This window comes from Paraburkholderia strydomiana (assembly GCF_046030495.1).
Lineage (GTDB): Bacteria > Pseudomonadota > Gammaproteobacteria > Burkholderiales > Burkholderiaceae > Paraburkholderia > Paraburkholderia strydomiana_A.
The window spans coordinates 63,967-80,741 of record NZ_JAQQCJ010000026.1; the positions used below are offsets into that span (position 1 = coordinate 63,967).

The following is a 16,775-nucleotide window of genomic DNA, read 5'->3' on the forward strand; positions in this document are numbered from 1 at the left end:
AGGCGAAAAGGCGATGCGATGGCAAAGACTACAGGCGGAAATCAGGCGGCAACCGGTACACGCTCCAAAGAGCCGACCAGAAAGGTCACCGAGGCCAAGTTAGTTTCTTCCGCCAGAAAAACGTCTGCTGTCAGTGTTGCACCGGCTGCCGGGAAGAAATCCTCGGCCGCTTCCGCTGCACGAGCGGATCCGGTCAGGGGGGCGAAAGCTGTACCGGCTGCCAGCCAGCCGGGTGTCAGAAGCGCAAGGGAAGCGGCTGCCGCGCAGGACGATGCGGTAGTGCGCGAGACTTCAGTATCCACGGTTCTACCGGCTGTTGTCCACCAGCCGCGAGTCGAGACTACAGCCGGTACGGCGAACTCCATGACGAAAAAGCTGAACGAAGTACCCGTCGATGACGATGCAACCCAGACCGAAGAAACCCCTGCCGCCGCACCGGGCAAGGTGGAAAAGGTCAAGGCTCGCGACCGTCGTGCCAAGGAAAAAGCGCTTCTGAAAGATGCATTCGCGTCGTCGCAGCCTGGCACGGTGGAGGAGCTCGAGGAACGCCGCTCCAAGCTGCGCGCGCTGATCAAGCTCGGCAAGGAACGCGGCTTCCTCACGTACGCGGAAATCAACGACCACCTCCCGGACAACTTCACCGAGACCGAGGCGATCGAAGGCATCATCAGCACGTTCAACGACATGGGCGTGGCGGTCTACGAGCAGGCCCCCGACGCTGAAACGCTGCTGCTGAACGACAACGCGCCCGCCGCTTCGTCCGACGACGAAGTGGAAGAGGAAGCGGAAGTCGCGCTGTCCACCGTCGACTCCGAATTTGGCCGCACCACGGACCCCGTGCGCATGTACATGCGCGAAATGGGTACTGTCGAGCTGCTCACGCGTGAAGGCGAAATCGAAATCGCGAAGCGGATCGAGGACGGTCTGAAGCATATGGTGATGGCCATCTCCGCGTGCCCGACCACGATCGCCGACATCCTCGCGATGGCCGAGCGCGTGGCGAATGAAGAGATTCGTATCGACGAACTGGTCGACGGCCTGATCGACGCCAACGCGGAAGATGCCGACGGCTTCTCCGCGCAGGAGGCGGAAGCGATCGAGAGCGAAGACGAGGAAGCCGAGGAAGAAAGCGACGAGGACGAGGAAGAAGACGACGGCACCGCGCAAGCCACGGCCAACGCGGCGCAGATGGAAGCGCTCAAGCGTGCGTCGCTCGAAAAATTCGCGATGATCAGCGAATGGTTCGACAAGATGCGCCGCGCGTTCGAGAAGGAGGGCTACAAGTCCAAGTCGTATCTGAAGGCGCAGGAAACGATCCAGAACGAACTGATGACGATCCGCTTCACCGCGCGTACGGTCGAGCGTCTGTGCGACACGTTGCGCGCGCAAGTGGATGAAGTGCGTCAGGTCGAGCGTCAGATCCTGCACACGGTGGTCGACAAGTGCGGCATGCCGCGTGCGGAATTCATCGCGCGTTTCCCGGGCAGCGAAACGGATCTCGAGTGGGCGGACAAGATCGTCGGCGAAGGTCACGCGTATAGCGCGATCCTCACGCGTAACATTCCGGCGATCCGCGAACAGCAGCAACGTCTGCTGGATCTGCAGGCGCGTGTCGTGCTGCCGCTGAAGGACCTGAAGGAAACCAACCGCCAGATGGCGGCCGGCGAACTGAAGGCGCGGCAGGCGAAGCGTGAAATGACCGAGGCGAATCTGCGTCTCGTGATCTCGATTGCGAAGAAGTACACGAACCGTGGTTTGCAGTTCCTCGACCTGATTCAGGAAGGCAACATTGGCCTGATGAAGGCTGTGGACAAGTTCGAATACCGTCGCGGCTACAAGTTCTCCACGTATGCGACGTGGTGGATTCGCCAGGCCATTACGCGTTCGATCGCCGACCAGGCGCGTACGATCCGGATTCCGGTCCACATGATCGAAACGATCAACAAAATGAACCGTATCTCGCGTCAGATTCTGCAGGAAACCGGCCTCGAACCGGATCCGGCAACGCTGGCCGAGAAGATGGAAATGCCGGAAGACAAGATCCGCAAGATCATGAAGATCGCGAAGGAGCCGATCTCGATGGAAACGCCGATCGGTGACGACGACGATTCGCATCTGGGCGACTTCATCGAGGATAACAACACGGTCGCGCCGGCCGACGCCGCACTGCATGCCAGCATGCGCGATGTCGTGAAGGACGTGCTCGACTCGCTGACGCCGCGCGAAGCGAAAGTGCTGCGCATGCGTTTCGGTATCGAGATGAGCACCGATCACACGCTCGAAGAAGTCGGCAAGCAGTTCGACGTGACGCGTGAGCGGATCCGTCAGATCGAAGCCAAGGCGTTGCGCAAGCTGCGTCACCCGAGTCGCTCGGACAAGCTGAAGTCATTCCTCGAAGGGAATTGATCGAAGCAGGCGTTGGCGGCAGATAATGTTGTGCTTGAAGGGGCCTCCCGATTGTTTCGCTTAGGCGAAGCGGTTGCGGAGGTCCCTTTTTCGTGTAGTATGTCGGCCAATCAGCGAATGGGCCCGGCCTTCAAGACCGGGTCTTTTTTGTTGGGCTGGACGCCGTGTTGGTTGCAGGCAGTGGACTCATAATCCACCGGAGAAATCCCACCGTGGGTTCGAATCCCACCCGGCCCACCAAAGCTTGAAGAAAGGGTTCCGAGTTTTCGGGACCCTTTTTGTTTGGCGCGAGGCGCGATGATTGAAGCGCTCTGGCGATTGAGGCCTGCGCCGCGTTATTGATTCCATTTGACGGATTTCGAGCCGAATCTCGGTGCCGCGCAAAGTGTGTTCGTCATTCGGTCTGGCGAATTCGCTAAAGCGCTTTCACCTTCGTCTCGTGTGTTCGAACAGGTTTGATAAATGGGCCAATCGTAGTAGGTCCGATCAATAGCGTCTTTTTCTTCCAGTACACGCCGTTAAAAATCCCTTTCTTGCCTTGGCGGTCTACCGTAAAGCCGCCCGCACGCGATGCCGGCAATCTCTCAGTAGTCGGTCCGAATTTCGTTCTGCGGGCGTGGCACGTCGCTTGCTGCAGGTCGGCTTCCACGTGATATCAATATAACGAGAATCATCATCCGATCCGACCACACCGCTACCGACCTGGCCCCGGCTCAACCGCCGCTAGCCATGCCAGTCGACGACACCGGGGCCAACGCGCCGCGACGACACGTCAGCGCGTTGGCGCGCGTTACCTTCTGCTTCGCCTGGCTGTTTGGATTGGAGCCGTTCCTGGCAGGACCCGCTGACGCGGAGTCGCCCCCGAAGAAGCTCGAGCATCATTAACCCACGCCAGCACGCCGTTCGCCGCGCATTGTGCGAAACGTCGTCGTGCTTCGGCGTTGAAACTTTCGTTGCGAGCCGAAGCAATTTTTGCAGTTTGCATTGACGAGCGTGGGATTGTGCTGCGCCGGGCAAGAGGAAGCGCAAGCCAATGAGCCCATTCGGGTGCCGTGGGAAATGCTGGCTAAGGCTCTAGTTCGCCGGGAATTAGGGAAACTCCGCGTCAAAAAGGGAGTGGCCTGTCCGTTAAAAGACTAGGGAAGGCCGTTAGATGTTTGCCGTCCGCTTTCAGCACGGGTTCTGTCACGCGGCGGCCGGCGCCGCAGTTCACCTCCGGGCAACGCCTGTGCTGAAGGCGTCCCCTTTTGTATGCGCTCCGGCAGAAGAACCGCCTGCGATGGATGAGCGCTCGACGCAGCGAGAATCGATGAAACCGCCTGAGGGCGGTTTTTTTCATTCGATCGGCAGGGCGGCCCAAGCAAGCGTAGCCAGCCAATCCCACCATTCTTGAACGAACAATTCACGCAACTGATGAAATGAATAATCACCAATTAACAGGGCTAATTGATTAGCCCAAAGGAGACAGCATTAACGCCATTAAGTTCCCGGTTTTGTAAAATAAATTTACATCCGCCGCCGAAATCCGCTTCATTCAATTGCCTTATTTTCAGGCACTCCCCAGCTTCAATCATTAATCGTTCCGACCCGATTACGTCAGGCGTATTAAAACGTGTTGCATATGCACAACTTCGAATATTGAGAGGTTGCAAATAACTTCTGGCCAGAGCAGATATGCGCCTCCGCATATCTTGCGATAAACGCATGTAAAACAATGACTTAATGCCGTGGCCGCCGACATTGTTGCGGATTCTGAAAAATCCTGTTGTGTAAATTGCTCGCGCCGCTACTAGGGTGTCCCCCTACACTCACGCTTCGTTTGAAGGGTGCCCGGCTGATCTAACCAGTTCGGCCAAAAGGGCGGCAGCACAGGCGGTGCATGCGCTGCCGAGGCAGGTCCCGCTCCCCGCGTAAATTTATCGAACTTGGAGTCCCACATGAAAAAGAGTCTCATCGTCGTTGCGGTTGCCGCATCGTTCGCATCCGTCGCTCACGCACAAAGCAGCGTGACCCTGTATGGTCTGTTGGACGCCGGTCTGACGTACACCAGCAACGTTGACCACAACTCCAAGTGGGCAGCAGGCAGCGGCGGCATCAACCAAAGCATGTTCGGTCTGCGCGGTTCGGAAGACCTGGGCAACGGTCTGAAGGCAATCTTCACGTTGGAAAGCGGCTTTAACGTCAACAACGGCCGTTTCGCTAACAACAACGGCATGTTCAACCGTCAGGCATTCGTCGGCCTGTCGAGCGCGCAATTCGGTACGGTTACCTTGGGCCGTCAATACGACGCAGCTCAAGACTACCTGGCACCGCTGACCGCAACGGGCAGCTGGGGCGGTACGTACTTCGCGCACCCGTTCAACAACGACAACCTGAACACGAACGGCGGCCTGTCGGTCAACAACTCGATCAAGTACTCGAGCGCTAACTACGCTGGCTTCACGTTCGGCGGCACGTACGGCTTCTCGAACCAGGCTGGCCAATTCGCGAACAACCGCCAGTACAGCCTTGGTGCTGCATACCAATGGCAAGGCCTGCACCTGGGCGCTGCTTACGCACAGCAGAACAACCCGGGCGCAACGAACGCAGCAGGCACGGCAAGCAACGGCGGCGCTTCGGACGGCGTCGTGGCAAACACGGTTGGCCCGATCCAGGGTCAGTTCCGTCAACGTCAATTCGGCGCAGCCGCTTCGTACGCATTCGGCCCGGCAACGGTCGGTGCTGCGTTCACGCAGTCGCGTATCGACAACCTCGTTGGTGCAGCAGCCGGCCAGCGTCAAGGTCGTTCGAACAACTACGAAGTCAACGCCAAGTACAACGTGACCCCGGCTCTGGGCCTGGGCGTTGCATACACGTTCACCGACGCACGTGGCTACGGTGAAAACGTTGACGGCAACGACATGAAGACCCGTTACCACCAGATCGGCCTGCAAGCTGACTACTCGCTGTCGCGTCGTACGGACGTCTACGCTCAAGCCGTGTACCAGCACGCAATGGGCGACGGCGGTGTCGCTTCGATCTACAGCGGCGACAACACGGTTCCGACGTCGTCGTCGAAGAACCAGACGGCTGCTACGGTCGGTCTGCGTCACCGCTTCTAAGCTTCAGCTGAAGCTGCCTGTAGTACAGAAAGGTGCCGTTCGCGGCACCTTTTTTTATGCGCGCGGCAATTCGAATGCCACGCGCCTCGCGGGGTCCTCGCGGGCCCCGCCGCCTCTTTAGAAAATCGTGCGCAGACCGAGTGCAACGCCGGTCTGATTGCTGCGGCCCGGCAGTTCGACCGAGGCGGCACCCGACACCTTGTCGAAATCGACCGTGCCATACACCTCGGTGCGCTTCGACAATGCGTATTCAGCAAGCGCGACGAACGTATAGCGGTAGCCGCTACCCACTTCACCATTGCCGATCGCCGCATTCGACATGTGGTCGTAGTACGCCGCGCCGGTCAGCGTGAGCGCGGGCGTGGCCTGCCACGTGACGCCGGCGAACGGGCCGTTGTCGACCCGACCCGATCCCTTGACGATATCGACCCCCGGCACGAGCGTCTGCTGCGCGAGCGCGTTGTCGACGAAACCCGTGTCGTCCTTCGAATGCAGATAGCCGACGTACACCTTCGTGGAACTGAACGCGTAGACCGCGTTCGCGTTGAAGATGGTCTGCTTGTGATTGCTGTTGTCGCTGTTCTGCTGCACGCCGGCCGCGACGCTCAACGGCCCGGCCATGTACGACAGCGTGACGCCGTACATATTGCCCGCGCCGAGATGTCCCGGTATCTGGCCCGAGAAGCCGTCCTCGCCGGTCGATTCCGAGTTGGTGCCGAACGAGTACATTGCGGCCAGGGTCAGGCCTTTGTACGTGCCGGTGTATTTGACGGCGTTGTCCGCGTAGAGTCCCGCGCCGAGTGCACCCGGCAGCCACGAGTTTTCGGCGTAGTTGCCGACCGTGAGCGGGTCGTAGGTATCGCCGAGCAGGTCGAACAGAGGCGTTTTCTGACGGCCGAACGTCACGGTGCCGTACGGGCTGCTCAGGCCCACGTACGCATTGCGGTTGAAGATCCGCAGGCTGTCCGAGGCGGAGCCGTCCTGCAGATTGATGCCGCTTTCCAGATCGAAGATCGCCTTCAGGCCGCTGCCGAGATCCTCCGAGCCGCGCAGACCCCAGCGGCTATTGGTAATCGCGCCGTTGGTCATGTACAGGCGGCTGTCGTTCTTTGCGTTGGAGTTCGTCAGATACCGTACGCTCACGTCGGCGACGCCGTACAGCGTGATCGAACTTTGCGCCATGGCCTGTTCGGACGTCACGGCGAGGGCAGCCCCGCCCACGAGTGCGGCGGTCTTGAGGAGTCTTACTTGTCTCACTGGAATTCCTGCAAATGCGGTTATGGATTTTTCATTCAAACGCGGCGCGCGCAGGCAAGCTGGGCGCCGGGCGCGCCGATGATAGACCACGGCCTTCACCGCGCCATTGGCCCTTTGGCGCAATAACATATTGTGCTTTCCGGCGATTGCACCGACGGGTCTGACAAGAATTAACTTTCGCGAATGCAGGCTTCGGTTAATCTCAAAATAACTGATTAATAGACCCCATTTTCGCGGCGATGCCGGCAGGTGTGCTGTCTGCGCGCGTTGACTTCATGAATACAATCCCTGCGAATCCAGCGGTTCATTGGCCGGCTTTTCAGGAACTGACCGATGAGCAGTGGCAGCGTATCGCGCCGCTGCTGCCTGAAATGCTCGATCACGGACCTCGGCGCGGACGTCCGAACATAGACATCCGCCGGGTGCTGAATAGTGTGATGTGGGTGCTGCATACGCGAGAGCCGTGGAGCGCGATGCCCGAGGCTTATGTGCCGTATCAGACCGCTCATCGCTATTACCTGCGCTGGAAGAGGGCAGGCGTGCTGAACGCCGTGGCGTTGGCGCTGTTCAAGAGCGAAGCGATTCTGGAGCGGCGCGTCGTACGCAAGAGCGACGCAGACGCCAGTTAGATCGTTCACGACGGGCATTCGCTGCGCGGCGATAAGCAGAAGCCGTCATATGGGCAACCAGTGACGGCTTTTTTGTCGGCCGCGCAACGAGCGCGCCATTGCGATGCCACCCCTAGATCTGCTCCCGGCCGAACGCGCTGAGGCGTTCGAGATCGAGCACGTCGATCTGGTTATACGAGAGGCGCAGTATTTGCAGCCGTTCGAGGTTTTGCAACGCCTGATTGATCCGCTGGCGCGACACGCCCGCCAGCAGGCCTACCTCTTCCTGCGAAATGGCGAGCGTGCGGCCCGTCTCGGGATACAGGTCCGGGTTGAATAACTGCGCGAGCGACTGCGCGACGCGTGCGTCCACATCGAGCAACCGGCTATTTTGAATCGACGCGATGAATTCGCCCATGCGGTTGTTCAGTTGCCGGATCACGAAGCCGGTGAACGGCAGGCTCGACTCCAGCAGCGCATGAAAGGTCGCGGACGGCACGAACATGACGAGCGAAGGTTGGATCGCTGCCACGTCGTATTTGCGCAATTCCCGCTTGATCACGCTGCCTTCGCCGAACCAGCCGCCGGGTGGCACCCCCGACAGCGTGCAACTGCGTCCTGACGCGTTGTAGATGGCGAGCTTGATCAGGCCGGAATGCACGCCGATCCAGTAGTCCGACGGCTCCTGGCGGCGCGCGATCCATGCTCCGCCGTCCAGATGCCCGGCGTGCGAAGTGGCGAGGACCATCGCCTGGTGCTCGCCAGCGAGCGCCCGAAACCACGCGCAGCTGGCGAACAGCCCCGCCAGATCGGCGCGCGCCACCCGCTCCGGCCGGTGCGGACGGGCATCGAGGGCGGTGAGCGGGGCGTCGGTCATAAACGGGTTAAGCGCGTCGGCAGCAGAAGTCGGTTCGGGAAAGTCTCGGGCGCACTACTCTGTCATTTGGATGACAGACAGTTCACCATGGCACTTGCTAGGCTAGCTCATCAATCAGAATAATCGACGGCGCGGCCCGCGCCTCAGGAGACGATGCAATGAAGCACATGTTCGAAGAAGGCCTCGAGCAACGCGAGGCCAACTATGTCCCGCTGACGCCCATCGATTTCATCGTGCGCGCAGCGGAAGTCTACGGTGAGCGGCTCGCGGTCGTCCATGGGGAGATTCGCCGCACGTGGCGTCAGACTTACGAGCGCGCGCGGCGCCTGGCCAGCGCGCTACGGCAGGCCGGTATCGAACGCGGCGATACGGTCGCCGTGTTGCTGCCCAACATCCCGCCGATGGTGGAAGCGCACTTCGGCGTGCCGATGGCGGGCGCCGTGCTCAACACGCTCAATACGCGGCTCGACGTGTCGTCGCTATTGTTCATGCTGCGCCACGGCGAGGCCCGGGCGTTGATCGTCGACACGGAGTACGGCGAGTTCGCACGCCGTGCGGCGCTGGAATTCCCCGCGTTGCGGGTGATCAGCGTGGCCGACGCGATGCCCGCCGATGCCGCGCAATTCGTCCGCGCGACGGACTACGAAGCGTTCCTGCAAGCCGGCGACCCGGTTTTCGCCTGGACTCAGCCGGCCGACGAATGGGACGCCATCGCGCTGAACTACACCTCGGGCACGACCGGCGATCCGAAAGGCGTGGTCTACCACCACCGCGGCGCGTATCTGAACGCGCTCAGCAATATTCTCGAATGGGACATGCCGAAGCACGCGGTCTACCTGTGGACCTTGCCGATGTTCCACTGCAACGGCTGGTGTTTTCCGTGGACCGTCGCCGCGCGGGCGGGCGTCAATGTCTGCTTGCGCAAATTCGATGCGAAGACGGTGTTCGACCTGATTCGCCGCGAAGGCATCAGCCACTATTGCGGCGCGCCGATCGTGCAGAGCGCGCTCGCCAACGCGCCGGCCGAATGGCGCGAGGGAATTGCGCATCGCGTCTCGACGATGGTGGCGGGCGCGGCGCCCGCGCCCGCGGTGATCGCGAAGATGAAGGAGATCGGCTTCGATCTGACGCACGTGTACGGGCTGACTGAAACCTATGGGCCCGCCGCGGTCTGTGCGAAGCAGGAAGCGTGGGAAACGCTCGACGACAGCGCCCGTGCCGAGCTGAACGCGCGGCAGGGCGTGCGCTATCACCTGCAGGCCGCTGTCACCGTGCTCGATCCGGACACGCTCGCGCCGGTTCCCGACGACGGCGAAACGCTCGGCGAGATCATGTTTCGCGGCAACATCTGCATGAAGGGTTATCTGAAGAACGAGCGCGCAACCGAGGCGACCTTCCGCGGTGGCTGGTTCCATACCGGCGATCTCGGCGTGCGGATGCCCGACGGTTATATCCGCATTCGCGACCGCAGCAAGGACATCATCATCTCAGGCGGTGAGAACATCTCGAGCATCGAGGTCGAGGACACGCTGTATCGTCACCCGGCGGTATCGGTCGCCGCCGTGGTGGCGATGGCCGATCCGAAGTGGGGGGAGGTGCCGTGCGCGTTCGTCGAACTCAAGGAGGGCGCTCAGGCAACCGAAGAAGAGATCATCGCGCACTGCCGATTGTTTCTGGCCGGCTACAAGCTGCCGAAAGCAGTGCGCTTCGGCGAATTGCCGAAGACGTCGACGGGAAAAATTCAGAAGTTCGAACTGCGTGCGCGGGTCAAGGCCGAGCGCGGCGAATAGCGCGCTGTTTGGGCAACGGCGTGCCGGCGGGCGCGATTATCGCTACCGGCGCTACGGATACTGAGGGCGCTGGATCGCGCCCGCAAGACATGCGCTCTCAGCACGTCACCGTGCAGCGTAGCCGTGCGCTCAACCGCGCGTGTCGACCCAATGATGCGCCCAGCGTGCCGAGTGCTGCAGAGCCTGTTCTTCGCTCGTGAAGTAGTCGAGAGAATAGAACTGGTAGCGCCCGTCGGTACGTGCGCTGTCGGCGCGTTCGAGCAACAGGTTGGATGAAAAACTGCCGTCGGGCAAACGATGCGCCGAGGGTTGGACGGCATAGCCGTTGTAATGATGAATATGTTTGCTTTGCATTTTATATTTTAATGATGTTCGAGTGCGCGCCGGCCGTACGAACCCGTGATACGAGTTACGCGGACGAGCTGATTCAAGCCATTGCGAGCCGAATCCTGACGCAGTCGGGGTGCGAAAAATGGGCGTTGAAGCCGGAGGGGAGAATGAGGTGCAACGAGGCGTTTGGCGCTTAGGCAAGCTGCTCGAAATCGAATGCAGCTAAAAGCGATCGCGCCAACTGTGGGAGACAAAAGCTCCGCGAGGATATCGCTGCAGCCCGATGTCCGTTGCCGGACACCGAGCCCTTCAAACTTACAGCGGCTTGATGTTAGCCGCTTGCAGACCCTTCGGGCCTTGCTTCGTTTCGAAGCTCACTTTCTGATTTTCAGCCAGCGTCTTGAAGCCGTCGCTGCGAATTTCCGAGAAGTGTGCGAACAGGTCGTCGCCGCCCTTGTCCGGGGTGATGAAGCCAAAGCCTTTGCTGTCGTTGAACCACTTAACGATACCGGTATCCATGAAGAATCCTTGAGGAAAAAATTGAAGAATTTGCTCTGTTGAAGAGCGCGTGAAGCGTCAAGGAGGGAGAGGACAACGAATACCGCTGAGGGAGCGAGACATTGATGAACAGCAATCGAACTTCTTGAACTTCGGGTGCCACATTAACCGCGCAGACGTGTCAGCGTCAACACATAACTTGTAACTGTTTTGCGAGGTGCGCTAAATCGCCGTCACGTGGCGGCTGCCGATAGGGTCCCGGTTGCGCGCATGCCGCGCCCATCAACGCGGCATGCCATTCGGGAGTTCGAATGGGCGGCGGCGCTTTCAGATGCCCACTTTGTGTGCATTCAGAATCAGGCGCAATCCCAGCGCGGCCACCGCGGTCGCGGCAATGCGATCGATCCAGGCCTTCCATTGCAGATAGATTTCGCGCGGCCGTTTGCTCGAAAAACACAACGCGACGATCGTGTACCAGCCGGCCTCGATCGCGAAGATCGCAGGCGGCAGCGCAAAGTAGCACCATAGCGGCGGATGCTGCGGAAGCAGCGCCGCGAAGATACTGCCGTAGTAGACGGCCGTTTTCGGATTACTCAGTTGCGTGCTCAAGCCGATCCAGAAAGATTTACGCGGATTGCCGGAGGCGGCTTGCGCCGCATCGAACGCGAGCGGCCTGGCCGCACCGCGCCAGATTTTCGACGCTAGATAGATCAGGTAGATGCCGCCGGCAACCTTCAGGCCGACGTAAAGCCATTCGACCGTGGCGAGCAACGTGTAGAGGCCGAGCAACGCGATGCCGCTGAAAAACACGCCACCAATGCCCATGCCGAGCGCCGTCGCGAGACCGTCGCCGCGTGACAGCCCGATCGCATTGCGAGCGACGATGACGAAGCTCGGTCCCGGGCTCATGGCGCCTAGCAGCAGCGCGGCGAGAATGGTGAGGATGGCGGTTGAGGCGGGCATTGTCGTGTCTCCTGCGCGGGGTGTTAATTGATGAAACATAGCATGACACAGCCCGGTTCGTTCCTGAATAGGCGGCTATTGCAGTGTCCACGGATAGCGCAATAAAGGAATGAGAAATGGAAAAGCCCCACTCGCATACGAGTACCGCGTTGCGGCAAACAAAATAAATTGGATGCTAGAATCGGCTGCCATACGCTGAAGCTCCCTCGACATCACGGGGCGAGGCACGAGCGCAATTCGAGCCGCTTGCCTGCAAATTCTCCTTACTCCAAGATTTAAAGGCATGACTTCCCGATGCGGTTTGGACACATCGTGACATTGGCGTGAATTCGAATTGCACGCTATCCATCTGAATCACACATAGACTTCGCATTGTTTTGCGGAATCCTTTCTGTGCAAACGCGAGCATGATTAGCTGCGACATCGGTACGTTATGAAAGAGCGAGAAGAACAACGGCTGTTCGACCTCGATGGGAATGCGCGCGAGCGTCTGATCGAGTGGATCCTCCGTCGCATGGATGATTACGGCATTACGATGGAAGCGCTCACCGACTCGCTCGAAGCCGACGCGAACGCGGTTCGCGCAGTGCTGTATCGCGACGCCTTTGGCAATACGTGGGACGGTCACGGCGATAAACCGGACTGGCTTGCACGCGCGATTTACGCCGGGCAGAACATCGATCATTTCCGCTGCTAACCGAATTTTTGCCGCACGCACCTCGTCTGTTCATCGGGCGGCGTGCGCCTTGGCCGTTGATCGCATCGGCTATTAGCTTTAACATCGGGCGGGTCGTTGCCGACTCCGTGACCATTCCATTCGGGCTCACGCGGCACAGAACTGGAAGCTTCATGCCGTACGGTCGTCGAATTTTTTCATCTGCATCTCCCTCTCATTGTTTCCTTGCGTGTCTGCGCTACGGCGTGGTGTTCGGTCTGTTGTGGCTGAATATCGGCTGGTCGTTCGGTGCGGCCTCTGACGCGACAAGGCATTCCGCAGCTCGTATGAACCGGCAAGTTGTGCCGTCCGTGCCGCACGCGTCCAAGTCGAAAATCCGAAATTCCGGTAAAGCGAAAAAGCCCCCCACCGGCAAGGGCCGGCGTCGCGTCGCGCGCAAGCGCAAGCACGTGACGAGCGCCGGGCAGCCCGTGCACATCGGCAAGCTCACATCCAAACCTCGCCGGCAGGCCGCGCGCAATACGAAGGGGACTCGCCACGCGAAGCGCTCCGTGGCGCCGGCGGCTCGGCACAGCGACCGGCATCCGTCGGCGTCGCGCGCGTCAGCGCAGGCCGGGCCGCGGCTCCTCGCTCGCTGCGGCTATACGCCCCGCTCGCGCGCATTGCTTCGCGCGCGAGCCGTCTACGTCGTCGACGAACGAACGCATACCGTGCTCACCGAAAAGCAGGCCGACCAGGTCATGCCGATTGCTTCGGTATCCAAACTGATGACCGCGGTCGTCTCGCTCGATGCAAAGCATGCGCTGAGCAAGCCGCTCAACGTCACGGTGCAGGATCAGGATTTCGACAAGTTCACGGGCTCGCGCCTGAGCGTCGGTTCCAGGCTGTCACGCGACGACATGCTGCACATTGCACTAATGTCGTCGGAGAACCGGGCGGCGGCCGCACTCAGCCGCGATTACGCGGGCGGCCGGCCGGGCTTTGTCGCGGCGATGAACGCAAAGGCCCGCGCGCTCGGCATGTGGCATACGTCGTTCGTCAATGGCACGGGGCTGTCGCCGCAGAATGTCTCGACCGCACGCGACTTGTCGCGGCTGGTCGAGGCGGCCAGCCGCTATCCGCTGATCCGCGCGTATTCGACCGATCGCGCGCAAATCGTTTTTCCCGGCGGCGGCCGGGCACAACTGAGTTATCACAACTCCAATGCGCTGGTACGGGGCGGAGACCGGTCGATCGTCTTGCAGAAGACCGGCTTCATCAACGAGGCGGGGCACTGCGTCGTCGTGCGAATGATGGTGCATGGCCGGCCCATCGACATCGTCGTGCTGGGCGCGCCGGGCGCGCACGATCATATTGCCGACGTGATCAGAATCGGCCACTGGCTGCGCTGCTCGCTGCACTGAGCCGTCTTTCGGCAAACGCAGAACAAAAAAAAGCCCGCGCGAGGCGGGCTGAACAACTTGGAGTTTCGCGATCCAGTCGCTGGACGGATCACGTTCAGTGTATGTGAAAGCTATCTGAAAGTGTTAAATGTGCGCTTCACAGGCTGCTTCACAGGCTGCTTCACAGGCCGCTTCACATGCTGCTTCGCAGCTCACTTTACAGGTCGAAAAACACGGTTTCCTTGTCGCCCTGCATGTGAATGTCGAAGCGGTACACGTTCGCCGTATTCGGTTCGCGACGCGCGATCAGCGTACCGCGCCGGTCGGCCGGAACTGCAGCCAGCACCGCATCGCGTTCGTTCGCCTGCGCTTCGTCTTCGAAATAGATACGCGTGAACGTGTGCAGCAGCATGCCGCGCATCGTCAGGATCACATTCACGTGCGGCGCTTCATCGGGGTTCGCGCGGCCCGGCTTCACCGTTTCCACGAAAAAGCGCTTGTGCGGATCCGTACCCGTGCCGACGCGTGCAAAGCCGCGAAAGCCGGTCTTCTGGACTTCCTCACGCGATTCCGGATAGTGGCCGTTCGAGTCCACTTGCGACATCTCGACCATCGCATCGCCGATCACCTTGCCGTCACCGTCGAACACCTGGCCGATGATCGTGATGTGCTCCCCGGCCGCTTCGCGGTCGGCCAGAACGTGCGTGAACAGGCTCTTGAAATCGAAGTCGTATTGTTGCGGGCAAAGACCGTAGGCGAAATAAGGTCCAACGGTTTGCGAAGGCGTTTGCTTCAGAGTGGTCATGGCTTAGCGCTCCATCGGGGTTTCGTTCGGGCCGCGCAGCACGATGTCGAAATCGTAGCCGAGTGCATAGGCCTCTTGCGTCGTGTCGAGCGAGAAGCTCGAGATCATGCGTTCGCGGGCGTGCTCCGGCGTGCCCTGGTAAATCGGGTCGAAGGCCAGCAGCGGATCGCCGGGGAAGTACATCTGCGTCACGAGACGCGAGCCGAAGTGGTTGCCGAACAGCGAGAAGTGGATGTGCTGGGGGCGCCATGCATTCGGATGATTGCCCCACGGATACGCGCCGGGTTTGATCGTCAGGAAGCGGTAGCGGCCTTCGTTGTCGGTAATGCAGCGACCTGAGCCGAGGAAGTTCGGGTCGAGCGGCGCGTCGTGCTGATCGGCCTTGTGCACATAACGGCCGGCTGCGTTGGCTTGCCAGATTTCGACCAGCGTATTGCGCACCGGGCGGCCGCCTTCGTCGAGCACCCGGCCCGTCACGATGATGCGCTCGCCGAGCGGTTCGCCGTTGCGCACCGCGTTGCGCGTCAGATCGTGATCGAGCGCGCCGAGGTCTTCCATGCCGTAGACCGGCACGCGCTGGTCGCGCAGCCGTTCCTTGAGCGGAATCAGCTGACGCGTCGGGCCACGCTTGGTCGACGAACCATAGTTGGAATAGGTGTACGGGGGATGGGACGCGAAATCGCGCGGGGTAAGAAAGGAATCTTCCATGAGTGTCTCCTTCGAGGGATTGTGGGATACGACGTTATGGAGGGACTTTATCCAACCCGAGCGGTTATGCAAAATGACGTTTTCGCCCTTTTCGTATAACCTTACGTTATGCAACGCAGTCTCGCGGATAGCCGCGTCAAATTCCGTCATCTGCAGTGTTTTCTGGCCGTCGCCCAGTTCGGCAGCGTCCAGCGGGCCGCCGACAGCCTGTCGATCACCCAGCCCGCGGTCTCCAAAACGGTTGCCGAACTCGAAACCCTTCTCGGCGTGAAGCTGTTCGAGCGCGGCCGCCACGGTGCTGTGCCGACCCGTGAGGGGCAACTCTTCATGCCGCACGCGAGCGCGTGCGTCAGCGCGCTGCGCCAGGGCGTCGACCTGCTGGCGCGCGCCGAAGGCGCCGCGGCGGCGACGCTGGAAATCGGCATTCTGCCGACCGTCGCGGCGGCGCTGATCCCGCCGGTGCTGAAACGGTTCGCGGCGCTCTGGCCGCGCGTGATCGTGCGTCTTGCCAACGGTGCGAACCCGGAATTGCTCGAGCGCCTGAAAGCGGGCACGATCGAATTTGCCATCGGGCGCCTCGCCGATCCCGAGCGCATGGTCGGCCTCAGTTTCGAGCAGTTGTTCACCGAGCCGCTGGTGGCGGTGGTGCGGGCCGGGCATCCGCTGGCGCTGGGTCCGGGTTTGCCGGCGACGTCGCTGGAAGATTTTCCGGTGGTGCTGCCGCCGTTCGGCACACTGATCCGGCAATCGGCGGACAGTCTGCTGATCGCGTGGGGCGTGCAGCCGCTGTCGGCGTTCGTCGAAGTGCTCTCGGTCTCGACGGGCCGCGCGTTGACGCTCGAGAATGACGCCGTGTGGTTCGTGCCGCTGAGCGCGGTGGAATACGAGCTGGCGCACGGCATGCTGGCGCGTTTGCCGCTGCCGTTCGCGGGCACCGGCGAGCCGGTCGGCCTGATCCGGCGCTCGGACACGCAGCCGTCGCCAGTGGCGCGGGCGTTCATCGACGCGGTGCGCGAGGTCGCGCAGCAGCGGATGGCGGCGGCCGCTTCAGATAAGCCCGTGCGCAAACGTAGCCGACGCAAGGCATCGGCGGCTTGATGCGAACGGCACGATTCCGTGCGATGGGGGCGACCGGTCGGAGCAGTGAGAAGAGCACAAACGGCGGCGCCACCGGCTCGGTGCAAGGAGCGCCGCTCCCGCCGTATGAACCGTTCAGTACAAAATGAAGGTTGCGAACGCGCCGCCAACCGGTGTACAAACACGGTGCAAACGCCGCCGGAGCCGCGTGTGCCGCAGTACACCATGCAGCGGGCGCCGCCCTGCGGCTACCCGCCCCTGATAGCCGGCGGTTTGCACCGAACCTCAGAAACACCG

14 protein-coding genes and 1 tRNA gene are annotated in these 16,775 nt (G+C 61.0%); 8 read left to right on the forward strand and 7 right to left on the reverse strand.

All coding sequences use genetic code 11. The features are described from left to right. Positions 1-18 precede the first annotated feature (18 nt). The 3 genes from rpoD (at position 19) to PQQ53_RS27820 (ending at position 5,507) form a co-directional block, all read left to right on the forward strand. A complete protein-coding gene (rpoD, locus tag PQQ53_RS27810; protein ID WP_408146894.1) occupies positions 19-2,406 on the forward strand; it encodes an RNA polymerase sigma factor RpoD in 2,388 nt (795 codons plus the stop codon). 152 nt (positions 2,407-2,558) lie between these two features. Further along, positions 2,559-2,646, forward strand: a tRNA-Ile gene (locus tag PQQ53_RS27815). 1,697 nt (positions 2,647-4,343) lie between these two features. Continuing rightward, positions 4,344-5,507: a porin gene (locus tag PQQ53_RS27820; protein WP_408146896.1), complete on the forward strand. Its 1,164-nt coding sequence runs from the start codon at positions 4,344-4,346 to the stop codon at positions 5,505-5,507. Between the two features lie 117 nt (positions 5,508-5,624). Here the strand turns inward: PQQ53_RS27820 and PQQ53_RS27825 are convergent, their stop codons facing one another. Further along, positions 5,625-6,764 (reverse strand): porin, encoded by a 1,140-nt coding sequence (locus tag PQQ53_RS27825; RefSeq protein ID WP_408327619.1) that lies wholly within the window; start codon positions 6,762-6,764, stop codon positions 5,625-5,627. A 275-nt stretch (positions 6,765-7,039) separates the two neighbouring features. Between PQQ53_RS27825 and PQQ53_RS27830 the strand changes: the two genes are divergently transcribed. Continuing rightward, a complete protein-coding gene (locus PQQ53_RS27830; RefSeq protein WP_408327622.1) occupies positions 7,040-7,393 on the forward strand; it encodes a transposase in 354 nt (117 codons plus the stop codon). Between the two features lie 112 nt (positions 7,394-7,505). Here the strand turns inward: PQQ53_RS27830 and PQQ53_RS27835 are convergent, their stop codons facing one another. Next, positions 7,506-8,249, reverse strand: a complete 744-nt coding sequence (locus PQQ53_RS27835; protein ID WP_408327625.1) for a Crp/Fnr family transcriptional regulator — start codon at positions 8,247-8,249, stop codon at positions 7,506-7,508. Between the two features lie 158 nt (positions 8,250-8,407). Here PQQ53_RS27835 and PQQ53_RS27840 point away from each other — a divergent pair, with 158 nt between their 5' ends. Continuing rightward, a complete protein-coding gene (locus tag PQQ53_RS27840; protein ID WP_408327628.1) occupies positions 8,408-10,039 on the forward strand; it encodes an acyl-CoA synthetase in 1,632 nt (543 codons plus the stop codon). Between the two features lie 129 nt (positions 10,040-10,168). On the opposite strand, the gene PQQ53_RS27845 is transcribed toward PQQ53_RS27840, so the two are convergent. From PQQ53_RS27845 to PQQ53_RS27855, 3 genes are all read right to left on the reverse strand, one after another. Beyond that, positions 10,169-10,393: a hypothetical protein gene (locus tag PQQ53_RS27845; RefSeq protein ID WP_408146905.1), complete on the reverse strand. Its 225-nt coding sequence runs from the start codon at positions 10,391-10,393 to the stop codon at positions 10,169-10,171. A gap of 291 nt (positions 10,394-10,684) precedes the next feature. Then, positions 10,685-10,888, reverse strand: coding sequence for a cold-shock protein (locus PQQ53_RS27850; RefSeq protein WP_121320308.1), 204 nt, complete (start codon positions 10,886-10,888; stop codon positions 10,685-10,687). Between the two features lie 306 nt (positions 10,889-11,194). Next, positions 11,195-11,830, reverse strand: a complete 636-nt coding sequence (locus PQQ53_RS27855) for a LysE family translocator (protein WP_408146908.1) — start codon at positions 11,828-11,830, stop codon at positions 11,195-11,197. Between the two features lie 433 nt (positions 11,831-12,263). Here PQQ53_RS27855 and PQQ53_RS27860 point away from each other — a divergent pair, with 433 nt between their 5' ends. After that, a complete protein-coding gene (locus tag PQQ53_RS27860; RefSeq protein ID WP_408327631.1) occupies positions 12,264-12,527 on the forward strand; it encodes an H-NS family nucleoid-associated regulatory protein in 264 nt (87 codons plus the stop codon). A 152-nt stretch (positions 12,528-12,679) separates the two neighbouring features. Next, positions 12,680-13,909, forward strand: coding sequence for a serine hydrolase (locus PQQ53_RS27865; protein ID WP_408327634.1), 1,230 nt, complete (start codon positions 12,680-12,682; stop codon positions 13,907-13,909). 196 nt (positions 13,910-14,105) lie between these two features. Here the strand turns inward: PQQ53_RS27865 and pcaG are convergent, their stop codons facing one another. Beyond that, complete coding sequence (gene pcaG / locus PQQ53_RS27870; protein ID WP_408146914.1) at positions 14,106-14,693, reverse strand: protocatechuate 3,4-dioxygenase subunit alpha; 588 nt, start codon at positions 14,691-14,693, stop codon at positions 14,106-14,108. Positions 14,694-14,696: 3 nt separating this feature from the next. Continuing rightward, positions 14,697-15,401, reverse strand: coding sequence for a protocatechuate 3,4-dioxygenase subunit beta (gene pcaH / locus PQQ53_RS27875; protein WP_408155667.1), 705 nt, complete (start codon positions 15,399-15,401; stop codon positions 14,697-14,699). Positions 15,402-15,509: 108 nt separating this feature from the next. On the opposite strand from pcaH, the gene pcaQ reads away from it, so the two are divergent. Further along, positions 15,510-16,499, forward strand: coding sequence for a pca operon transcription factor PcaQ (gene pcaQ / locus PQQ53_RS27880; RefSeq protein WP_408146918.1), 990 nt, complete (start codon positions 15,510-15,512; stop codon positions 16,497-16,499). The last annotated feature ends 276 nt before the right edge of the window (positions 16,500-16,775 follow it).